Genomic DNA, 17,502 nt, shown 5'->3' with positions numbered 1-17,502 from the left:
AGCGTGATTAATTGAAACCACTGGTGGAAATAAAGTCGACGTCGGTTTTCGGCTCGCCACGCATTAACAGACCGATGACCTGCTCCAGCGTGCGGCCTTCGAACAGGATCGCGTGCAGCCCGGCGACCAGCGGCATGTACACGCCAACCTCCTGGGACTTGGCCTTGAGTACCTTGAGGGTATTGACCCCTTCGGCGACTTCGCCCAGGCGCGTGACAGCCTCGTCCAGGCTCAGGCCCTGGCCGAGGGCGAAGCCGACCTGATAGTTGCGGCTCTTTGGCGAAGAACAGGTCACGATCAAGTCGCCCACGCCGGCCAGGCCCAGGAAGGTCATCGGGTTGGCGCCCTGATTCACCGCGAAGCGGGTCATTTCCGCCAGTGCCCGGGTGATCAGCATGCTCTTGGTGTTTTCCCCCATGCCCAGCGCTACCGCCATGCCGGCGATGATCGCGTAGACGTTTTTCAACGCACCGCCCAGTTCCACGCCGAAACGGTCGGCGCTGGCATAAACCCGAAAGGTGCGGCCGTGCAGCGCGGCCTGAACCTGCTGGCACAGTTCTTCGTCTTCACTGGCGACCACCGTGGCCGTCAGCGCATGTTCGGCGATTTCGCGGGCCAGGTTGGGGCCGGACAGGACACCGATGCGTGCCTGCGGGGCGATCTCTTCGAGGATCTCGCTCATCAACTTGAACGTGTGGGCTTCGATGCCTTTGGTCAGGCTCACCAGCATTTTGCCGCTCAAGCGTTCGGCGTGCGGCACCAGCACCGAGCGCAGCGCGCTGGAGGGCAGTGCGACGAAACACAGGTCGCAGGCGTCCAGGGTGGCTTGCAGGTCGGTGACCGGGGTGACACCGGGCAGAATCTTGATGCCTTTGAGGTAACGCGGGTTTTCGCGATTGACCCGAATGGCCTCGGCCTGTTCGGGGTCACGCATCCACTGAAGGACCTGATGCCCGTTCTCGGCCAGCAGATTAGCCACGGCGGTTCCAAAACTTCCGCCTCCCAGGACCGCAATCGGGCGCTGTTCAGTCATATGCAATCCGTTAATCCATACCAGTGGCGATGTCGGCATTATACGGGGCAGCCCATCGGCGGCCAGCCCCGACATCAAATACCTGCCCCCCTAGGAAGAAGACCAATAAAACCGAGGAAAATGCAGACATCGTGAATGGAAAAGTCATTCGGCTCGGTTAACATGCGCGCCATCAATCACTGACAGGGATGTGTTGTGTCTCCGGGTGCTCCCTCACCGCGTTCGCCTCTGGTACTGGCGCTGATTTTCAGCTCGCCGGTGCTGGCCGACGACCTGTTCCTGGACAGCGAACCGCTGCCGCAAGTGCTCACGGCCACGCGCCTGAAGCAGTCCCCCGCTGCAGTGCCGGGCAGCATGACGGTGATCGACAGCGCCCTGATCCACGCCACCGGTGCCCGCGACATCAGCGAACTGCTGCGCCTGGTGCCGGGGATGATGGTCGGCAACATCAGTGGCAACCAGGCCGCGGTGAACTATCACGGCACCAATGCGACGCAAGCGCGGCGCATGCAAGTGCTGATCGACGGGCGCTCGGTGTATCGCGCCGGCCTGGCCACTGTCGACTGGAGCGACATTCCAGTGGCCATGGAGGACATCGAGCGCATCGAAGTCTTTCGCGGGCCCAATACCGTCAGCTACGGCGCCAATGCCCTGATGGCGGTGGTCAACATCATTACCCGGCGGCCGGCCGACAGCCACGGTACCCGCATGAAGGTCACCCGGGGCCAGCGCGGCATCAACGACTTTTACGCCAGCCAGGGCCTGGGCTGGGAGGATGGTGACATGCGCCTGTCCCTGTCCGGCCAGCAAGACGACGGCTTCGACACCGACGGAACCGGCGCTGATTATCATGACAGTCGTCGCCTCGATCGCTTCAACCTCGCCGTCAGCCAAAGCCTCGACGAACGGCAAAGCCTCGATTGGCAAGTGAATGCCAAGGACGGCACCAACCAGCGGCCCTATACCTACCGGCCAGTGTTCCCGGGAATTACCCGTGCCGGCAACGACTCCGACGTCACCGCCAGGGACTACGCCGGGTCGTTGCGCTGGAACCTGGACATCAATCCCGATCACAGCCTTTATATCCAGGGTTCGGCCCAACACTGGGATCGCCAGCAAACCTGGCGCGCCTGCGACGCAGAGATTTCGTTCAGCCCGCAATTGACCGAGCTGTGGCAACTGAACCCGAACTACACCGAACGCCTGGCCCGCAACATCACACACTTCACCAGCCGTGGTGCCCCGGCTGGCACACCCGCCGAGCAGGCGCTGGCCAACCAGGTCCTCGATCAATGGCGCCACGGTGCGAACCAGACCGTTTGCGGCGACATCGACCAGAGCACCCGGGAAACGCGCTACGACCTTGAACTGCAGGACACCCTGAGCCTTGCCGATAACCTGCGGCTGGTCAGCGGGATGAACTATCGTTACGACCTGGCGGATTCCGAGACTTACTTCAACGGCACACTCGATGACAGGATCTGGCGGGTGTTCGGCCAGGTCGAGTGGCGTGCCAGCGAGCACTGGTTGCTGCAAGGCGGCGCCATGTTCGAAGATACCCGGCTGATCGGCAGCTCGCTGACACCCCGCGTGGCGGTCAACTACCTGATCAACCCGCGCCACGGCTTGCGTGCGGTGTACTCCGAGGCCATCCGTTCGCCGGACATGTTCGAGAACAACGTCAACTGGAGTTATCAGGTCACCAACCTCAAGCCCGGTGCCTTTGGCCAGTCCAGCGCCCGTTACTTCGTCAAGACCCGCGGCCCCGGTGACCTCGATCAAGAGCACATGCGCTCCCGGGAACTGGGCTACAACGGCTACTTCCCTGAAGCGGGGCTGGCACTCGACGTGAAGCTGTTCCACGACGAAATCACCGGCATGATCAGTGAACCGCTGCGCAACAATCAGTACATCGCCAGCAACGCCAACAAGGAGCGTTTTTCGGGAGCCGAAACCCAGCTCGACTGGCGTGTCGGCAACTTCGATCGCCTGCGATTGACCTATGCCTACGTCGATGCCGACGCCAGCAACCCGCTGGATGCCAGGCAGACGGCAAGCAACAGTGGTTCGGCCGGATGGCTGCGCGATTGGGGCCAGGGCTGGAACAGTGCGCTTTTCTATTATGGCGACGACGCCCTCAACGGCTACCGCTTCGAACGGGTCGATGCGCGCATCGCCAAACGTATCGCCTTGGGCAAGGCCAGCCTGGAGTTGGCCGGGGTGCTCCAGCAACGCCTGGACAATCAGCCGACCACCTTCATCGACAACCATTATGACCAGCGTCACGTGATGTACTTCAGTGCTGAGCTGGAACTTTAAGATGCCGTATCGCCCGGCCTGGAAAACACCGACCTTGGGCCGGGTGCTGGCGGTGCTTTGCCTGCTGTTCACCGGCATGCTGGGCAGCCTGGCGAGCAATGCGGCCGACATTTTGCTCACGGGGGCCGAAGACAGCCCCGGTGTGCGGGCGTTTACCCAGGCCCTGAGCGAGTTGCGACCGAACGACAACGTGCGATTCCAGGCGCTGACCAGTTTGCCGATACCGGGAAAACTGCCGGAAAACATCCGCTTGATTCTCCTCGACCTGCCTAGCCTCGACTGGCGCCTGCAGGACGCACGGGGCCCGGCGACACTGGTGCTGCGCATCAGCCGCCTGCAAGCCCGGCAACGCTTGAACAGCTCGTTGCCGGCGCGCCTTTGCCTGCTGTGGAGCGATCCACCGCCGGACCGCCAATTACGCCTGAGCCGCACCCTGTTGCCCCAAGCCAAACGCATCGGCGTGCTCTACGACAATCACAGTGAATTCCTCTTGGATGAGCTGCGTCAGGCCGCCCTCCCCCTGGGTCTTGAGGTGGTCACCCAACGCTGGAACAACATTCACGACAGCCGTCCGTTACAGACCCTGCTGAAGAACAGCGACGTGTTGCTGGGACTGGACGACGCCGACCTTTACAACCCGCAAACCGCAAAGAACCTGCTGCTGAGCAGCTACTCGCGACAAATGGCACTGATCGGCCCCAGCGCGGGCTTCGTCAAGGCCGGGAGCCTGGCCAGCACCTACAGCGATCAGAGCGACTGGCTGGCGGTCCTCGACGAATTGCTCGACCGGCCACCAGCCACCTGGCCGCGCTCGCACTACCCCCATCGATTCAAGGTCGCGAGCAATCCCCAGGTGGCGCGTTCGCTGGGTATCGAAGAAATAAACGAAGCGTCTGTCGCCACCTTGCTGGCTGAAGGAGAACGCCGTCCATGAACCTGCGCCGTCGCTGGGACATCAACACCCGCACCCAACTCATCAGCCTCGGCCCTGCCCTGCTGCTGACCTTGTTGCTGATCAGCTTCTTCACCTTCGTGCGCATCCAGGACCTGCGTCAGGAAATCTCCCACACCGGCCAGTTGATCGCCAACCAACTGGCCCCCGCCACCGAGTACGGGGTGATTTCGGGCAACAGCGAAGTGCTTGAAACCTTGCTCAAGGCAACGCTGGCCACGCCCAACGTGAGTTTTCTGGAGGTCCAGGACAGCGCCAACCGGGTTCTGGTGTACGTCGAACAACCGAACGAACACCACAATCGCGCGCAACAGCTCGAAGTGTTCCAGGCCCCCATACGGCTCCAGCGAATCGCTTTGCACAATGACTTTTTCCAGAGCAGCAAAACCGCCACTGCCGCCCCCACCGAGGACTACCTCGGCCGGGTGATCGTCGGGCTGTCCAACGATGCCTTCAACCGGCGCCAGCAGGAAATCGTGCTCAAGGCTGCCATTCTGGCGCTGTTTGCCCTGCTGTTTACCTTCCTTGTAGCCCGACGCCTGGCGGGCAGCCTGTCGCAACCGATCCGTGATATCGGCAATGCCGTCAAGGCGATCCAGGCCGGCGATTACAAAACACCGCTGCCGATTGTCGATGACACCGAGCTGGGGGCGCTGTCGCAACACATCAACAACCTCGCCAGCGGTCTCGAGCAGGCCAGCCGCGAACAGCATCAGGCCATGGCGCAGTTGATCCAGACCCGCGAAGAGGCGGAAAAGGCCAACAACGCCAAATCCGACTTCCTCGCCATGATGAGCCATGAACTGCGCACGCCGATGAATGGCGTACTGGGCATGCTGCAATTGCTGGAAACCACCGACATGACCGAGGAACAGGTGGAGTACGCGGCGCTGGCCTCGGAGTCCACCGAGCACTTGCTCAAGGTCATCAACGACATCCTGGATTTCTCGCGGATCGAACGTTCGGAGCTGGAACTGGAGCACATTGCTTTCAACCTCGCCGACCTGATCGGCAGTTGCGCCCAGTCGTTCCAGCACAGCGCCGCGCAACGCGGTCTCGACCTGCAATTGATGATCCCCGACGACATGCGCGGCTTGCAGGTCAAGGGCGACCCGACCCGTATCCGGCAGATACTGGTCAACCTGGTCGGCAACGCGCTGAAGTTCACCGAGCAGGGCCGCGTCACCCTCGAGGCGCAATGGCAGTCGCTGGATCACGAACTGCTGTGGTTCACCTGCACCGTACGCGACAGCGGCATCGGCATCCCGGCCGAAAGCCTGGAATTGATGTTCAACGCTTTCCAGCAAGCCGACAGCTCCATTTCAAGACGCTACGGCGGCACCGGACTGGGCCTGCCGATTGCCCGTACCCTCGCCGAACGCATGGGAGGCACCTTGCGCGCGCAGAGTGAGGAAAGCCGCGGTTCGGTGTTCACCCTGGAAATTCCCCTGGCCCTGCACCAGCAGACGCAGCCGCTGTTGCCCCCCCGCGCGCAAACCGGCGACAGCGACGGCGAAGGGCGCAATGTGCTGCTGGTCGAAGACAACCCGGTCAACCAGACGGTCATCGAAGCCATGTTGCGCAGCCTGGGCTTCAAGGTCAGTGTCGCTGCCGACGGCGCGCAGGCGGTACGCAGTGCCGAGAGCCTGATTTTCGAAGCGATCCTGATGGACTGCCGCTTGCCGATCATCGATGGCTACGAAGCCACCCGGCAAATCCGCCAGTTACCCGGGTGCACCGGCCTGCCGATCATCGCCCTGACCGCCAACGCCTTGCAGGGCGATCGCGAGGCCTGTCTGTCGGCAGGGATGAACGATTACCTGGCCAAGCCATTCAAACGGACTGATCTGCAACAGATTCTGCAACGGTGGGTGCAGTAGTACAGGCCTTTCGACCATCTGCGACTGGCGTGAAAGGCGAAAGTGCGGCAGTCTTAGGCACCTCGACAGGCCCGAAAAGGGGCTTGAATAATAATTTCAGTGCACAAGTGTACATTCATGTCCTTGGTGCTGTGACTTTCACCACAACGCAATAGTCTATGAGTAGGCTGCCGGTTCGAGGCATGAACGCTTCGATCGGCCGGGAAGATTTGCCCCACCTGCCGCATGGGACTATTGAGGAGCTCGCATGACCAAACAAAACGCCTTTACCCGGGAAGACCTGCTGCGCTGCAGTCGCGGTGAGCTGTTCGGCCCAGGTAACGCGCAACTGCCCGCCCCGAACATGCTGATGGTTGATCGCATCACCCTGATCAGCGAAGAAGGTGGCAAGTACGGCAAAGGTGAATTGGTCGCCGAGCTGGATATCAATCCGGACCTGTGGTTCTTCGCCTGCCACTTCGAAGGCGATCCGGTGATGCCGGGCTGCCTGGGCCTCGACGCCATGTGGCAACTGGTCGGCTTCTTCCTGGGCTGGCAAGGCCTGCCGGGCCGTGGCCGTGCGCTGGGTTCGGGCGAAGTGAAATTCTTCGGCCAGGTCCTGCCGACCGCCAAGAAAGTCACCTATAACATTCATATCAAGCGCGTCCTCAAGGGCAAGCTGAACCTGGCCATCGCCGACGGTTCGGTCACTGTCGACGGTCGCGAAATCTACACCGCCGAAGGCCTCCGGGTCGGCGTGTTCACCTCCACTGACAACTTCTAAGGGTTATCCGCATGCGCCGCGTCGTTATCACTGGTCTGGGCATCGTTTCTTGCCTGGGCAATGACAAAGAGACCGTCTCCGCTAACCTGCGTGCAAGCCGCCCTGGCATCCGGTTCAACCCGGAATATGCCGAAATGGGTCTGCGTAGCCAGGTTTCCGGCTCCATCGACCTCAACCTTGAAGAACTGATCGATCGCAAGATCTATCGCTTCGTCGGCCACGCGGCAGCTTATGCCTACCTGGCCATGAAAGACGCCATCACCGACTCGGGCCTGACCGAAGAGCAGGTATCCAACCCGCGTACCGGCCTGATCGCCGGCTCCGGTGGCGCATCGACCCTGAACCAGATGGAAGCGCTGGACATCCTGCGCGAGAAAGGCGTCAAGCGCGTCGGCCCATACCGCGTCACGCGGACCATGAGCAGCACCGTTTCCGCTTGCCTGGCCACTCCGTTCAAGATCAAGGGCCTGAACTATTCCATCGCTTCTGCCTGCGCCACCAGTGCTCACTGCATCGGTACCGCCATGGAACAGATCCAGATGGGCAAGCAGGACATCGTCTTCGCCGGTGGCGGTGAAGAAGAGCACTGGAGCCAGTCGTTCCTGTTCGACGCCATGGGCGCCCTGTCCAGCAAGCGCAACGACACCCCGGAACAAGCCTCCCGTGCCTACGACGCTGACCGTGACGGTTTCGTCATCGCCGGCGGTGGCGGCATGGTCGTGGTCGAAGAGCTGGAACACGCTCTGGCCCGCGGCGCGAAGATCTACGCGGAAATCGTCGGCTACGGCGCGACTTCCGACGGCTACGACATGGTTGCCCCGAGCGGCGAAGGCGCGATCCGCTGCATGCAGCAGGCGCTGTCCACCGTCGACACCCCGATCGACTACCTGAACACCCACGGCACCTCGACCCCGGTCGGCGACGTCGCGGAAATGAAAGGCGTGCGTGAAGTGTTCGGCGACAAGGCTCCGGCCATCAGCTCCACCAAGAGCCTGTCGGGTCACTCCCTGGGCGCCGCCGGCGTTCACGAAGCGATCTACTGCATGCTGATGATGGAAGGCAACTTCATTGCCGGCTCCGCCAACATCGACGAGCTGGACCCTGAAGTGGCCGACCTGCCGGTGCTGACCAAGACCCGCGAAAACGCCACCATCAACACCGTGATGAGCAACAGCTTCGGTTTCGGTGGCACCAACGCCACGCTGGTACTGAAGCGCTGGGAAGGCAAGTAATTTCCCGCTGCTGAGCCGCACATGAAAACGCCCCGACTGGTTCGGGGCGTTTTTTTTCGTCTGAAAATAGGGCAACACCACATCCTTGTGGGAGCGGGCTTGCTCGCGAAAGCGGTGAGTCAGCCGACATCCATGTTGAATGTCAAATCGCTTTCGCGAGCAAGCACGCTCCCACAGGTTTTGCATTCAGCCTGCAGTTTCATCGTCACAAACATGAAACGTTTGTCATGAAACTCAATGACCTGCGACCGAATGTCGCGTATTTAGCGGGCTGCAGGACTGTTTCCGTTTTTGCAAAAAACCGTTACCAAACTCAGCCATTTACTTAGCAAGCTACCAAACTCTATAACAGAGGCCTGCACACGCCTTGCTGCAGATAACAGAGATTGGAGCTAGCAGATGACTGTAAAAGTAACTGAACGCGACGATTCACATAAGTCCCACGAGGGTGTAGCCGCCGGTATCCGGATCTGGGACGTGCACCAGCAAGACCTGTTGGTCGGTATGTTCCATTCCGAGGCCGATGCGCAAAACTACAGGGCCGAACTGGAAATGCTCGAGCGTAAACGCGAGCTCGCAACCGGTTGAAAACAGACTCGACCTCGGTGCAGCCTACCCTTTCCTGCTGGGCAGGCTGCATCCACATCAGACAACCTCGATCAGCGTCAAATGAAGATCATCTTCGATCGGTACCGAAGGGACACTTTCAACAATCCAGCCCGATTGAAGCCTGACCACCTCGACCTCGCCATCGCCCATTCCGTCATTGCGGATCGAAAACTGCAGCGATGACGGATGACGCTTGGCATAATCGAAACTCATGCCACAGGCGATCAGAAAATCGATTTTTGCCTCGGTCAGCTCAACCTGGATGTCGCGCTCGCCTTCTTTCAGACTGTAGTAATCCAGGCACAAGTTGATTGCAAAAGGGCAGCCATTGACCAGACTATTGATGAACCTCCCTTCATAACCACCGAAATAACTGTGTTCAGCCCGCACGCTGCTGAGCTTCTTCACCCTGACTTCGATTTCCTCGGAGATTTTGAACAGCCAAAAGTCTCCATCCGAAGCCAGGTGCTTGCCAAAATCGATACCTGATACATGGCGCTTTGGCCACATCGACATCAATGGCATATCGACTTCATATTCTTTATTAGTGATCGCCAGCAGGTAATTAATAACGTCGTAATAACTCGACTCACCTTCTCCAACTTTGATGAGTGTCGCACAGCTTCCCGCCAGCAATACGATCTTGCCATAGCGTTCAACCGGCAGTTCGGTCATCAACAAAGCTATACACGCTGGCACCTTCTCCAGATAGGCAGCGTTCAGCTCATGGAGTTCCTCCTCATTGCGAACCTCGCGCCAGGGGATGTTCCAGAAGAACTCAGGCAGGGTAAAGAAAACACAAGCGGTCGCGCCATGATCCTCGCGAGCGGCTTTTGCAGCGATCTTGATTTTCCGGCGTACAAGCTCGGCACGAGCGACAAGTTCATCGTCCAGATAATCGCGAATGGATTGTCCGAGCGGTCGTGACTGTGAAAGCTGCGATTTGAAAGTGGGTTGGCGTAACGAAGCGATACTGACAAACATTTATTCCATCCTTGGATACTAAGTTCATTCCATTTGTTTTCCCCAGACACAAAAACCCTTATAAAAAGATATTATTTCCTGGCAAAAGAAAACCCGAAAGATCGTATCGATACAATCTTTCGGGCTCAATGAATAAATCATGCAAAGTACTAGCAAACATGTAGCCCGCTAGCACATTGAATCTGTTACCACATCAGGTCATCAGGAATCTGATAGGCCGCGTACGGATCGTCCTCGGCGATGACCTCTTCAGTCTGCACATTGAGCTGCACGATGCGCTGCGGATCGCGCTCCTGAATCTTCAGCGCCGCCTCGCGGGGAATCACTTCGTAGCCGCCAGCGTGATGCACGATGGCCAACGATCCGCTGCTGAGCTTGTTGCGCATCAGGGTGTTGACGCAGAGGCGCTTGACCTTCTTGTCGTCGACGAAATTGTAGTAATCCTCGGTCGTCAGTTTCGGCAGGCGCGAGACTTCGATCAGTTGCTTGACCTGCGCGGCACGGGCCTTGGCCTCGGCTTTTTCCTGCTGCTGGCGGTTGAGCTCCTGATCGCGCTTGACCTTCTCGGCCATGGCTTCCTGCGCCGCGCGCTGCTGGGAGTCATCCAGCTCGATCTGGCCTTTGTGGGCCAGGCGCTGCTGTTTCTGCTTGTCTTTGCTGACCTGCTTGGCCTGCTTCTGGTTGACCAGCCCTGCTTTGAGCAACTGGTCGCGAAGGGAAATGCTCATGGTGCTTATTACTCACTTGGGCCACGGCTCAACCGCAGCTGGGCAAATTCTTTTCCTGACGTTTGGCTTCGCCCCACAAGGCGTCCAACTCTTCGAGGGTGCAATCTTCCATGGGACGACGGGTATCGCGCAATGCCTGTTCGATAAAACGAAAGCGTCTTTCAAACTTGCCGTTGGCGCCACGCAGTGCGGTTTCCGGATCGACCTTGAGATGCCGCGCCAGATTGACCACGGAAAACAGCAAGTCGCCGATCTCGTCGGCCACGGCTTCGGGATCGTTTTCCGACATGGCTTCGAGCACTTCATCGAGCTCCTCACGCACTTTATCGAGCACCGGCAAGGCGTCCGGCCAGTCGAAGCCGACCTGCCCCGCGCGCTTCTGCAATTTTGCCGAGCGCGACAGCGCCGGCAATGCAGCAGGGACATCATCGAGCAACGACAACTGCTCGGGTGCCGAAGATTTCTCCGCGCGCTCTTCGGCCTTGATCTCTTCCCAGCGCTGCTTGACCTGCTCTTCACTCAGGCGCGGGACATCCAGAGGCGCATACAGGTCACCGGAGGGGAACACGTGGGGATGACGGCGGATCAGTTTGCGGGTAATGCTGTCGACTACGCCGGCGAACTCGAAGCGCCCTTCTTCGCGAGCCATCTGGCTGTAATACACCACCTGGAACAGCAGATCGCCCAGCTCGCCCTGCAAGTGATCGAAGTCACCGCGCTCGATCGCGTCGGCGACTTCGTAGGCTTCCTCAAGGGTGTGCGGGACGATGGTGGCATACGTTTGCTTGATGTCCCATGGGCAACCGTACTGCGGGTCACGCAGGCGGTTCATCAGGTGCAGCAGGTCTTCAAGTGAATACATCGATCAATCTCTGCCCGCTCCCTGTAGGAGCGAGCTTGCTCGCGATGGACGTTAACGATGACGCGTGCATTCTGAATGAACGCGTCGCCCTCCGGTTCTTCGCGAGCGAGCTCGCTCCTACAGTAAAGCGCTCCCGTTTTATGGCGTACGGTTACGCCGCGTTTCGATGATGTTCGGCAACTGGGAAATCCGCCCCAACAACCGCCCCAATGCATCCAGCCCCGGAATCTCGATGGTCAGGGACATCAGCGCGGTGTTGTCCTCCTTGTTCGAACGAGTGTTGACCGCGAGCACGTTGATCCGCTCGTTGAGCAGTACTTGCGACACATCACGCAGCAGACCGGAACGGTCGTAGGCGCGGATGACGATGTCCACCGGATAGGTGAGCACCGGTACCGGCCCCCAACTGACCTGGATGATCCGCTCGGGTTCGCGCCCGGCCAGTTGCAGCACCGAGGCGCAGTCCTGGCGGTGAATGCTCACACCGCGGCCCTGAGTGATGTAGCCGACGATGGCATCGCCCGGCAACGGCTGGCAGCAGCCAGCCATTTGTGTCATCAGGTTGCCGACACCCTGGATCTGGATATCGCCGCGCTTACCCGGTTTGTAGCCGGTGGCCTTGCGTGGAATCAGTTCCAGCTGTTCGTTGCCGCGCTCCGGCTCGACCAGTTGCTGCGCCAGGTTGACCAGTTGCGCCAGACGCAAGTCGCCGGCACCAAGGGCGGCGAACAGGTCTTCGGCGGTTTTCATGTTGGCCTTGTCGGCCAGCTTGTCGAAATCCACCGCCGGCAGACCGAGGCGATTGAGCTCGCGCTCAAGCAGGGTTTTACCGGCCGCGACGTTCTGGTCGCGAGCCTGCAGCTTGAACCAGTGAACAATCTTCGCCCGTGCCCGCGACGTGGTGACGTACCCCAGGTTCGGGTTCAGCCAGTCACGGCTCGGGGTGCCGTGCTTGCTGGTGATGATTTCGACCTGTTCACCGGTTTGCAAGCTGTAGTTGAGCGGCACGATGCGCCCGTTGATCTTGGCGCCACGGCAGTTGTGGCCGATTTCGGTGTGTACGCGGTAGGCGAAGTCCAGCGGCGTCGCGCCCTTCGGCAAGTCGATGGCGTGACCGTCCGGGGTGAAGATATAGACCCGGTCGGGCTCGATATCGACTCGCAGCTGTTCGGCCAGGCCACCGATGTCGCCCAGTTCTTCGTGCCACTCCAGCACCTGACGCAGCCAGGAGATTTTCTCTTCGTAGTGATTGGAACCGGACTTGACGTCGGTCCCCTTGTAGCGCCAGTGCGCGCACACGCCGAGCTCGGCTTCCTCATGCATCGCGTGGGTGCGGATCTGCACTTCCAGCACCTTGCCCTCAGGCCCGATCACCGCCGTGTGCAGCGAGCGATAGCCGTTTTCCTTGGGGTTGGCGATGTAGTCGTCGAACTCTTTCGGGATGTGCCGCCACAGGGTGTGGACGATGCCGAGCGCGGTGTAGCAATCGCGCATTTCCGGCACGAGCACGCGAACGGCACGCACGTCGTAGATCTGGCTGAACTCCAGACCCTTGCGCTGCATTTTGCGCCAGATCGAATAAATGTGTTTGGCCCGGCCGCTGATGTCGGCATCGACGCCGGTGGCCTGCAATTCGTTTTTCAGCTGGCTCATCACGTCGCTGATGAAGCGCTCGCGATCCAGTCGCCGCTCATGGAGCAGCTTGGCGATCTGCTTGTACTGCTCCGGCTCCAGGTAACGGAAGGACAAGTCTTCCAGTTCCCACTTGATGTGGCCGATACCCAGGCGGTGGGCCAGTGGCGCATAGATGTCGAAGACTTCACGGGCCACGCGGTTGCGCTTTTCGTCATCGGCGGTTTTCACCGCACGGATGGCGCATGTGCGTTCGGCCAGCTTGATCAGGGCGACGCGAACGTCATCGACCATGGCCACCAGCATCTTGCGCAGGTTTTCAACCTGGCCCTGGGTGCCCAGCACCAGGGATTTACGCGGGCTCAGGCTGTCGCTGATCGCGGCCATGCGCTGCACGCCATCGATGAGTTTGGCCACCACCGGACCGAAGCGCTGGCTGACCGCCGGCAACTTGATCTGATTTTCGCGCACGCCTCGATACAGGATCGCAGCGACCAGGGAGTCCTGGTCGAGTTTGAGATCGGCGAGGATCTCGGCGATCTCAAGTCCGGTACGGAAAGTCGAGTTACCTTCCGACCACAGATTCTGTGCCGCATTGGCTTGTTGTTCGGCCTCGCGAGCGTACTCGCAGGCTTCCTTCAAGGCTTCGCGATCCAGTGCCAGATCGACACTCACCGCGTGATCGAGCCAAGCCTCGAGATTGATACTGCCGTCGGTGTTGATCGGCTGGTGTGCTCTCACCTGTACCATCTTGCTTACCTTCCCTACGACGCAGATTCAATGCGTCAAATCGCTGACCTTCGTTGCCGGTGCGCCCACGTCGGGCTCGGTGCGCGGCTGCACGGGCGGGCCAGTCGGACCAGACGAGCATCCTAGCTCGCTTCAAATAACGCCATGGCCTCGACATGTGCCGTTTGAGGAAACATATCGAGAATCCCGGCACGTTTTAACCGGTAGCCCTGCTTGATCAATTCGACCGTGTCGCGCGCCAGCGTTGCCGGGTTGCAGGACACATACACCAACCGCTCGGCGCCCAGGGTCTTGAGCTTGCGCACAACCTCGAAAGCACCGTCACGCGGTGGGTCCAAGAGTACCGCACAAAAGCCTTCGGCGGCCCATTCGGCGTCCGTCAAAGGCTGGGATAAATCGGCCTGAAAAAACTTCGCGTTATGCAGATTATTGCTAGCGGCATTCGCCGCCGCCCGGTCGACCATCACCTGCACACCTTCCACGGCCACCACTTCGCGAGCGGCCTTGGCCAGCGGCAAGGCAAAGTTGCCCAGGCCACAGAACAGATCGAGTACGCGCTCATCCGCCGTCGGCTTCAACCAGTCCAGCGCCTGGGCGACCATCGCTTCGTTGACGCCGGCGTTGACCTGGATGAAATCCCCAGGTCGGTAAGCCAGTTCCAGGTCCCACTGTTCAAGACGATAGCCCAGCGACTGATCGGCCTCGACCGGTTGCGGTTCACCGTCGCCATGCAGCCACAACTGGGCCTCATGGAGCGCGCAGAAATCCTTGAGGATGGTCATGTCACTTTCCGACAACGGCGCCATGTGTCGCAGCAAAACCGCCAGCGTCGAGCCGCTGAACAACTCCACGTGCCCCAGTGCCTGAGGTTTGCTCAAGCGCCGCAGCATTTCAGGCAAGCGGGCCATGATCGGTTGCAAGGGCTGTACCAGTACCGGGCAATCATCGATGCCAACGATGTCCTGGCTGCCGGCGGCACGGAACCCGACTTCGAGCTTTTTCGCCTTCATGTCCCAGCGCACCGCCACGCGGGCGCGACGCCGGTAGGCGAATTCCGCACCGCTCAAAGGCGGCGCCCACTCTTCGGGTTCGACGCCCGCGACCTTCGACAACTGCTCGGCGAGCATGCGCTGTTTCAGGGCAAGTTGTTCGTTATGAGGCAGATGCTGCACGCTGCAACCGCCGCAACGGCCGGCATGGGCGCACGGTGCCGGGCGGCGCAATTCGCTGGCCTTGAACACCCGTTCGGTGCGCGCCTCGACCACTTTGCCGTGGGCACCGAGCACACGCGCTTCAATCTCTTCACCGGCCAATGCGCCGATGACGAACCAGGTGCGACCTTCGAAAAACGCGATGCCGCGACCGTCATTGGCCAGGCGCTCGATGGTCAGGCGCTGCTTTTTGCCGGTCGGGATTTGCGGGGCCTTGCTGCCACCGGTGGGCTGGAAGCGCAGGCCTCTTTCATGCTTGGCCATCAGTTGGGCGCGTCGAAAATGCCGGTCGACAGATAACGGTCGCCACGGTCGCAGATGATCGCGACGATCACCGCGTTTTCAACTTCTTTGGACAGGCGCAGCATTGCCGCCACGGCACCGCCCGAGGACACGCCACAGAAAATGCCTTCTTCGCGGGCCAGCCGACGGGTCACGTCTTCGGCTTCGCTTTGGGCCATGTCGACGATCCGGTCCACGCGGTCAGCCTGGTAGATCTTCGGCAGGTATTCCTGGGGCCAGCGGCGGATGCCCGGGATCGCCGAGCCTTCCATCGGTTGCAGGCCGATGATCTGCACGTTGTCGTTCTGCTCTTTCAAGTAGCGCGACACGCCCATGATGGTCCCGGTGGTGCCCATGGAGCTGACGAAATGGGTGATGGTGCCCTCGGTCTGGCGCCAGATTTCCGGGCCGGTGGTGGTGTAGTGCGCTTCGGGGTTGTCACCGTTGGCGAACTGATCCAGTACCTTGCCGCGACCTTCGGCTTCCATCTTCTGCGCGAGGTCACGGGCGCCTTCCATGCCCTGTTCCTGGCTGACCAGGATCAGCTCGGCGCCATAGGCGGTCATGGCCGCCTTGCGTTCGGCGCTGGAGTTGTCCGGCATGATCAGGATCATCTTGTAACCCTTGATCGCCGCGGCCATGGCCAGGGCGATCCCGGTGTTGCCCGAGGTCGCTTCGATCAGCGTATCGCCGGCATGGATCTGCCCGCGCAGCTCGGCGCGAGTGATCATCGACAGCGCCGGACGGTCCTTGACCGAACCCGCCGGGTTGTTCCCTTCGAGCTTGAGCAAAAGGGTATTGCTGGTGGCGCCGGGCAGGCGCTGCAAACGGACCAGCGGAGTGTTGCCGACGCAATCGGCGATGGTTGGGTACTGCAAGGTCATGGCGTATTCGCAATCCAGACTGCGGGGGCGCCTATCATACCGGCAAACGTTCTCAGGCCATATCACGCAAAGTGTGGTGCTTATGGTTTATGGGAATAAGGGCCGATCTGGCGATGATGTGAGTGTTTGGTCGGGGGGGGGGGCAAGCCCCGGACATCTGCCGTAGCTTTCCATCACGTCCAGAAAAACGAGAGGTAACAAATCGCCGTCAGACAATGCACGTTTCTGTAGGAAAAAAGAATGTGCTCATCGGAAACTTCCCGCACCCTGCAACGGCATGCATGAACTAGTGCACACCAGAAGTTGCGGATAATCTTTTTCAATGCTTAGTCAAACAAGAAGTCTGACTGAGCATAGGGTGCGGGGCTACGCGCCAGTGGCTACGCGACGCTCACGCCTTCACTTTGCAAAAATTGACTTATTCAAGGAAGAAAAAAAATAAATGAAAACTTTACTTGCCCTACCCTTCGCCGCCCTGATACTTGCGAGTGGCCAAACTTCTGCCGCATGCATTTATATTCAAAACACCTATAGTGGAATCGTACCTGCCAATTCACAGGTAGTTGTGCAGGGACCATTCACCATCACGAGTGCAAATGGTTGTCGACAAGCAAATATCACTTCCACCATTACGGGCTTGGGGCTTGGTTCCCCACCTGATCTTGTAATTGAAAAACTGGATGGTTCAATTTGGAAGCACGTTGACGGTGGCAGCCGCAGCACTGCTTCCACACTTGGAGCGCTAGGTACCTATCGGGTTCGCCATGTAAACGAGCATAACGTAGCCAGGGGTTATTCCGGCACTACGCGCTATGGACGATAAGCCGTAAGATTGCCGGTGCCCATCGGCTCTGCTCCTGGGCACCTGTGATCTCAAGCTTGAATGCTGACGGATAGGTCGCTTTGAACCGAGTTCGCAAAATAGGAGAGCGCGCCCAAGACATGATTTGCTCGAATCAGGCCTTTGGTGAACTCATGGAAGCCAGCGGCTTCGGTGGTGCCATGCGACAGCCTGTCCTCTAGCATCTGATTGAGCATGGCTATCGCGTTGAACTTAACGTGTGCTCCAGCTTGATGGCCATTTTCATCCGTCGCCATACTGCCTGAAGTAAAAATGATCGATACATATTTATCTATCAGACCGCTCTCACGAAGCAAGGAGCCAACCATGGCAAGTTCATAAGTACTGACTGACGTAAAATCATACCCCTTGAGCGAATCCTTCAGCGCTTGAAGTGAAAGCTTGTCATTAAGTTTCAAGACATCAACAGCATCATCGGCATTCGTCTTGGTGTAACTGTTAGTCACCTCAAGAGGGTTCTTGATGAAATAGGCATCTGATTTCATCGACAAGGCCGGGTAATTAATATGCATCAAATAT

Annotated in this window: 15 protein-coding genes; 7 read left to right on the top strand and 8 right to left on the bottom strand. The window is 59.5% G+C overall.

The window, feature by feature from the left end:
* Positions 1-7: 7 nt before the first annotated feature.
* Positions 8-1,033, bottom strand: coding sequence for an NAD(P)H-dependent glycerol-3-phosphate dehydrogenase (locus AB7M25_RS07725; RefSeq protein ID WP_033047849.1), 1,026 nt, complete (start codon positions 1,031-1,033; stop codon positions 8-10).
* A 195-nt stretch (positions 1,034-1,228) separates the two neighbouring features.
* Here AB7M25_RS07725 and AB7M25_RS07720 point away from each other — a divergent pair, with 195 nt between their 5' ends.
* The 6 genes from AB7M25_RS07720 (at position 1,229) to AB7M25_RS07695 (ending at position 8,767) form a co-directional block, all read left to right on the top strand.
* Complete coding sequence (locus tag AB7M25_RS07720) at positions 1,229-3,352, top strand: TonB-dependent receptor plug domain-containing protein (protein ID WP_454237139.1); 2,124 nt, start codon at positions 1,229-1,231, stop codon at positions 3,350-3,352.
* A gap of 1 nt (position 3,353) precedes the next feature.
* A complete protein-coding gene (locus AB7M25_RS07715; RefSeq protein WP_429388538.1) occupies positions 3,354-4,286 on the top strand; it encodes an ABC transporter substrate-binding protein in 933 nt (310 codons plus the stop codon).
* Positions 4,283-6,184, top strand: a complete 1,902-nt coding sequence (locus tag AB7M25_RS07710; RefSeq protein WP_429388536.1) for an ATP-binding protein — start codon at positions 4,283-4,285, stop codon at positions 6,182-6,184. Before AB7M25_RS07715 ends, AB7M25_RS07710 begins: the two co-directional genes overlap by 4 nt.
* A gap of 247 nt (positions 6,185-6,431) precedes the next feature.
* A complete protein-coding gene (gene fabA / locus AB7M25_RS07705; RefSeq protein ID WP_003227150.1) occupies positions 6,432-6,947 on the top strand; it encodes a 3-hydroxyacyl-[acyl-carrier-protein] dehydratase FabA in 516 nt (171 codons plus the stop codon).
* Positions 6,948-6,958: 11 nt separating this feature from the next.
* Positions 6,959-8,179: a beta-ketoacyl-ACP synthase I gene (gene fabB / locus AB7M25_RS07700; RefSeq protein WP_015096439.1), complete on the top strand. Its 1,221-nt coding sequence runs from the start codon at positions 6,959-6,961 to the stop codon at positions 8,177-8,179.
* A 399-nt stretch (positions 8,180-8,578) separates the two neighbouring features.
* Positions 8,579-8,767, top strand: a complete 189-nt coding sequence (locus AB7M25_RS07695) for a hypothetical protein (RefSeq protein ID WP_007974549.1) — start codon at positions 8,579-8,581, stop codon at positions 8,765-8,767.
* A 57-nt stretch (positions 8,768-8,824) separates the two neighbouring features.
* On the opposite strand, the gene AB7M25_RS07690 is transcribed toward AB7M25_RS07695, so the two are convergent.
* The 6 genes from AB7M25_RS07690 to cysM all read right to left on the bottom strand — a co-directional run bounded on the left by AB7M25_RS07690 (position 8,825) and on the right by cysM (position 16,121).
* Positions 8,825-9,772, bottom strand: coding sequence for a hypothetical protein (locus AB7M25_RS07690; protein WP_429388533.1), 948 nt, complete (start codon positions 9,770-9,772; stop codon positions 8,825-8,827).
* A gap of 185 nt (positions 9,773-9,957) precedes the next feature.
* The gene (locus tag AB7M25_RS07685) at positions 9,958-10,500 is read right to left on the bottom strand and encodes a DUF2058 domain-containing protein (RefSeq protein ID WP_429388532.1); all 543 of its coding nucleotides are present in this window, start codon (positions 10,498-10,500) and stop codon (positions 9,958-9,960) included.
* A gap of 28 nt (positions 10,501-10,528) precedes the next feature.
* The gene (gene mazG, locus AB7M25_RS07680; RefSeq protein WP_429388530.1) at positions 10,529-11,362 is read right to left on the bottom strand and encodes a nucleoside triphosphate pyrophosphohydrolase; all 834 of its coding nucleotides are present in this window, start codon (positions 11,360-11,362) and stop codon (positions 10,529-10,531) included.
* A gap of 138 nt (positions 11,363-11,500) precedes the next feature.
* Positions 11,501-13,744 (bottom strand): GTP diphosphokinase, encoded by a 2,244-nt coding sequence (gene relA, locus AB7M25_RS07675; RefSeq protein WP_429388528.1) that lies wholly within the window; start codon positions 13,742-13,744, stop codon positions 11,501-11,503.
* A gap of 122 nt (positions 13,745-13,866) precedes the next feature.
* Positions 13,867-15,219: a 23S rRNA (uracil(1939)-C(5))-methyltransferase RlmD gene (gene rlmD / locus AB7M25_RS07670; RefSeq protein WP_454237138.1), complete on the bottom strand. Its 1,353-nt coding sequence runs from the start codon at positions 15,217-15,219 to the stop codon at positions 13,867-13,869.
* Positions 15,219-16,121 carry a cysteine synthase CysM gene (cysM, locus tag AB7M25_RS07665; protein ID WP_015096444.1) on the bottom strand — a complete coding sequence of 301 codons (903 nt, stop codon included), beginning with the start codon at positions 16,119-16,121 and terminating at the stop codon, positions 15,219-15,221. Before cysM ends, rlmD begins: the two co-directional genes overlap by 1 nt.
* 442 nt (positions 16,122-16,563) lie before the next feature.
* On the opposite strand from cysM, the gene AB7M25_RS07660 reads away from it, so the two are divergent.
* Entirely contained in the window at positions 16,564-16,944 is a 381-nt protein-coding gene (locus AB7M25_RS07660; RefSeq protein ID WP_429388525.1) for a hypothetical protein, read from the top strand.
* Between the two features lie 50 nt (positions 16,945-16,994).
* Here the strand turns inward: AB7M25_RS07660 and AB7M25_RS07655 are convergent, their stop codons facing one another.
* Positions 16,995-17,495 carry a hypothetical protein gene (locus tag AB7M25_RS07655; RefSeq protein ID WP_429388524.1) on the bottom strand — a complete coding sequence of 167 codons (501 nt, stop codon included), beginning with the start codon at positions 17,493-17,495 and terminating at the stop codon, positions 16,995-16,997.
* Between the last annotated feature and the right edge of the window lie 7 nt (positions 17,496-17,502).

Source organism: Pseudomonas sp. AP3_22 TE3818, from assembly GCF_053628995.1.
The sequence above is the reverse complement of the archived record's forward strand: the minus strand, read 5'-3'. Positions and strand labels throughout refer to the sequence as shown.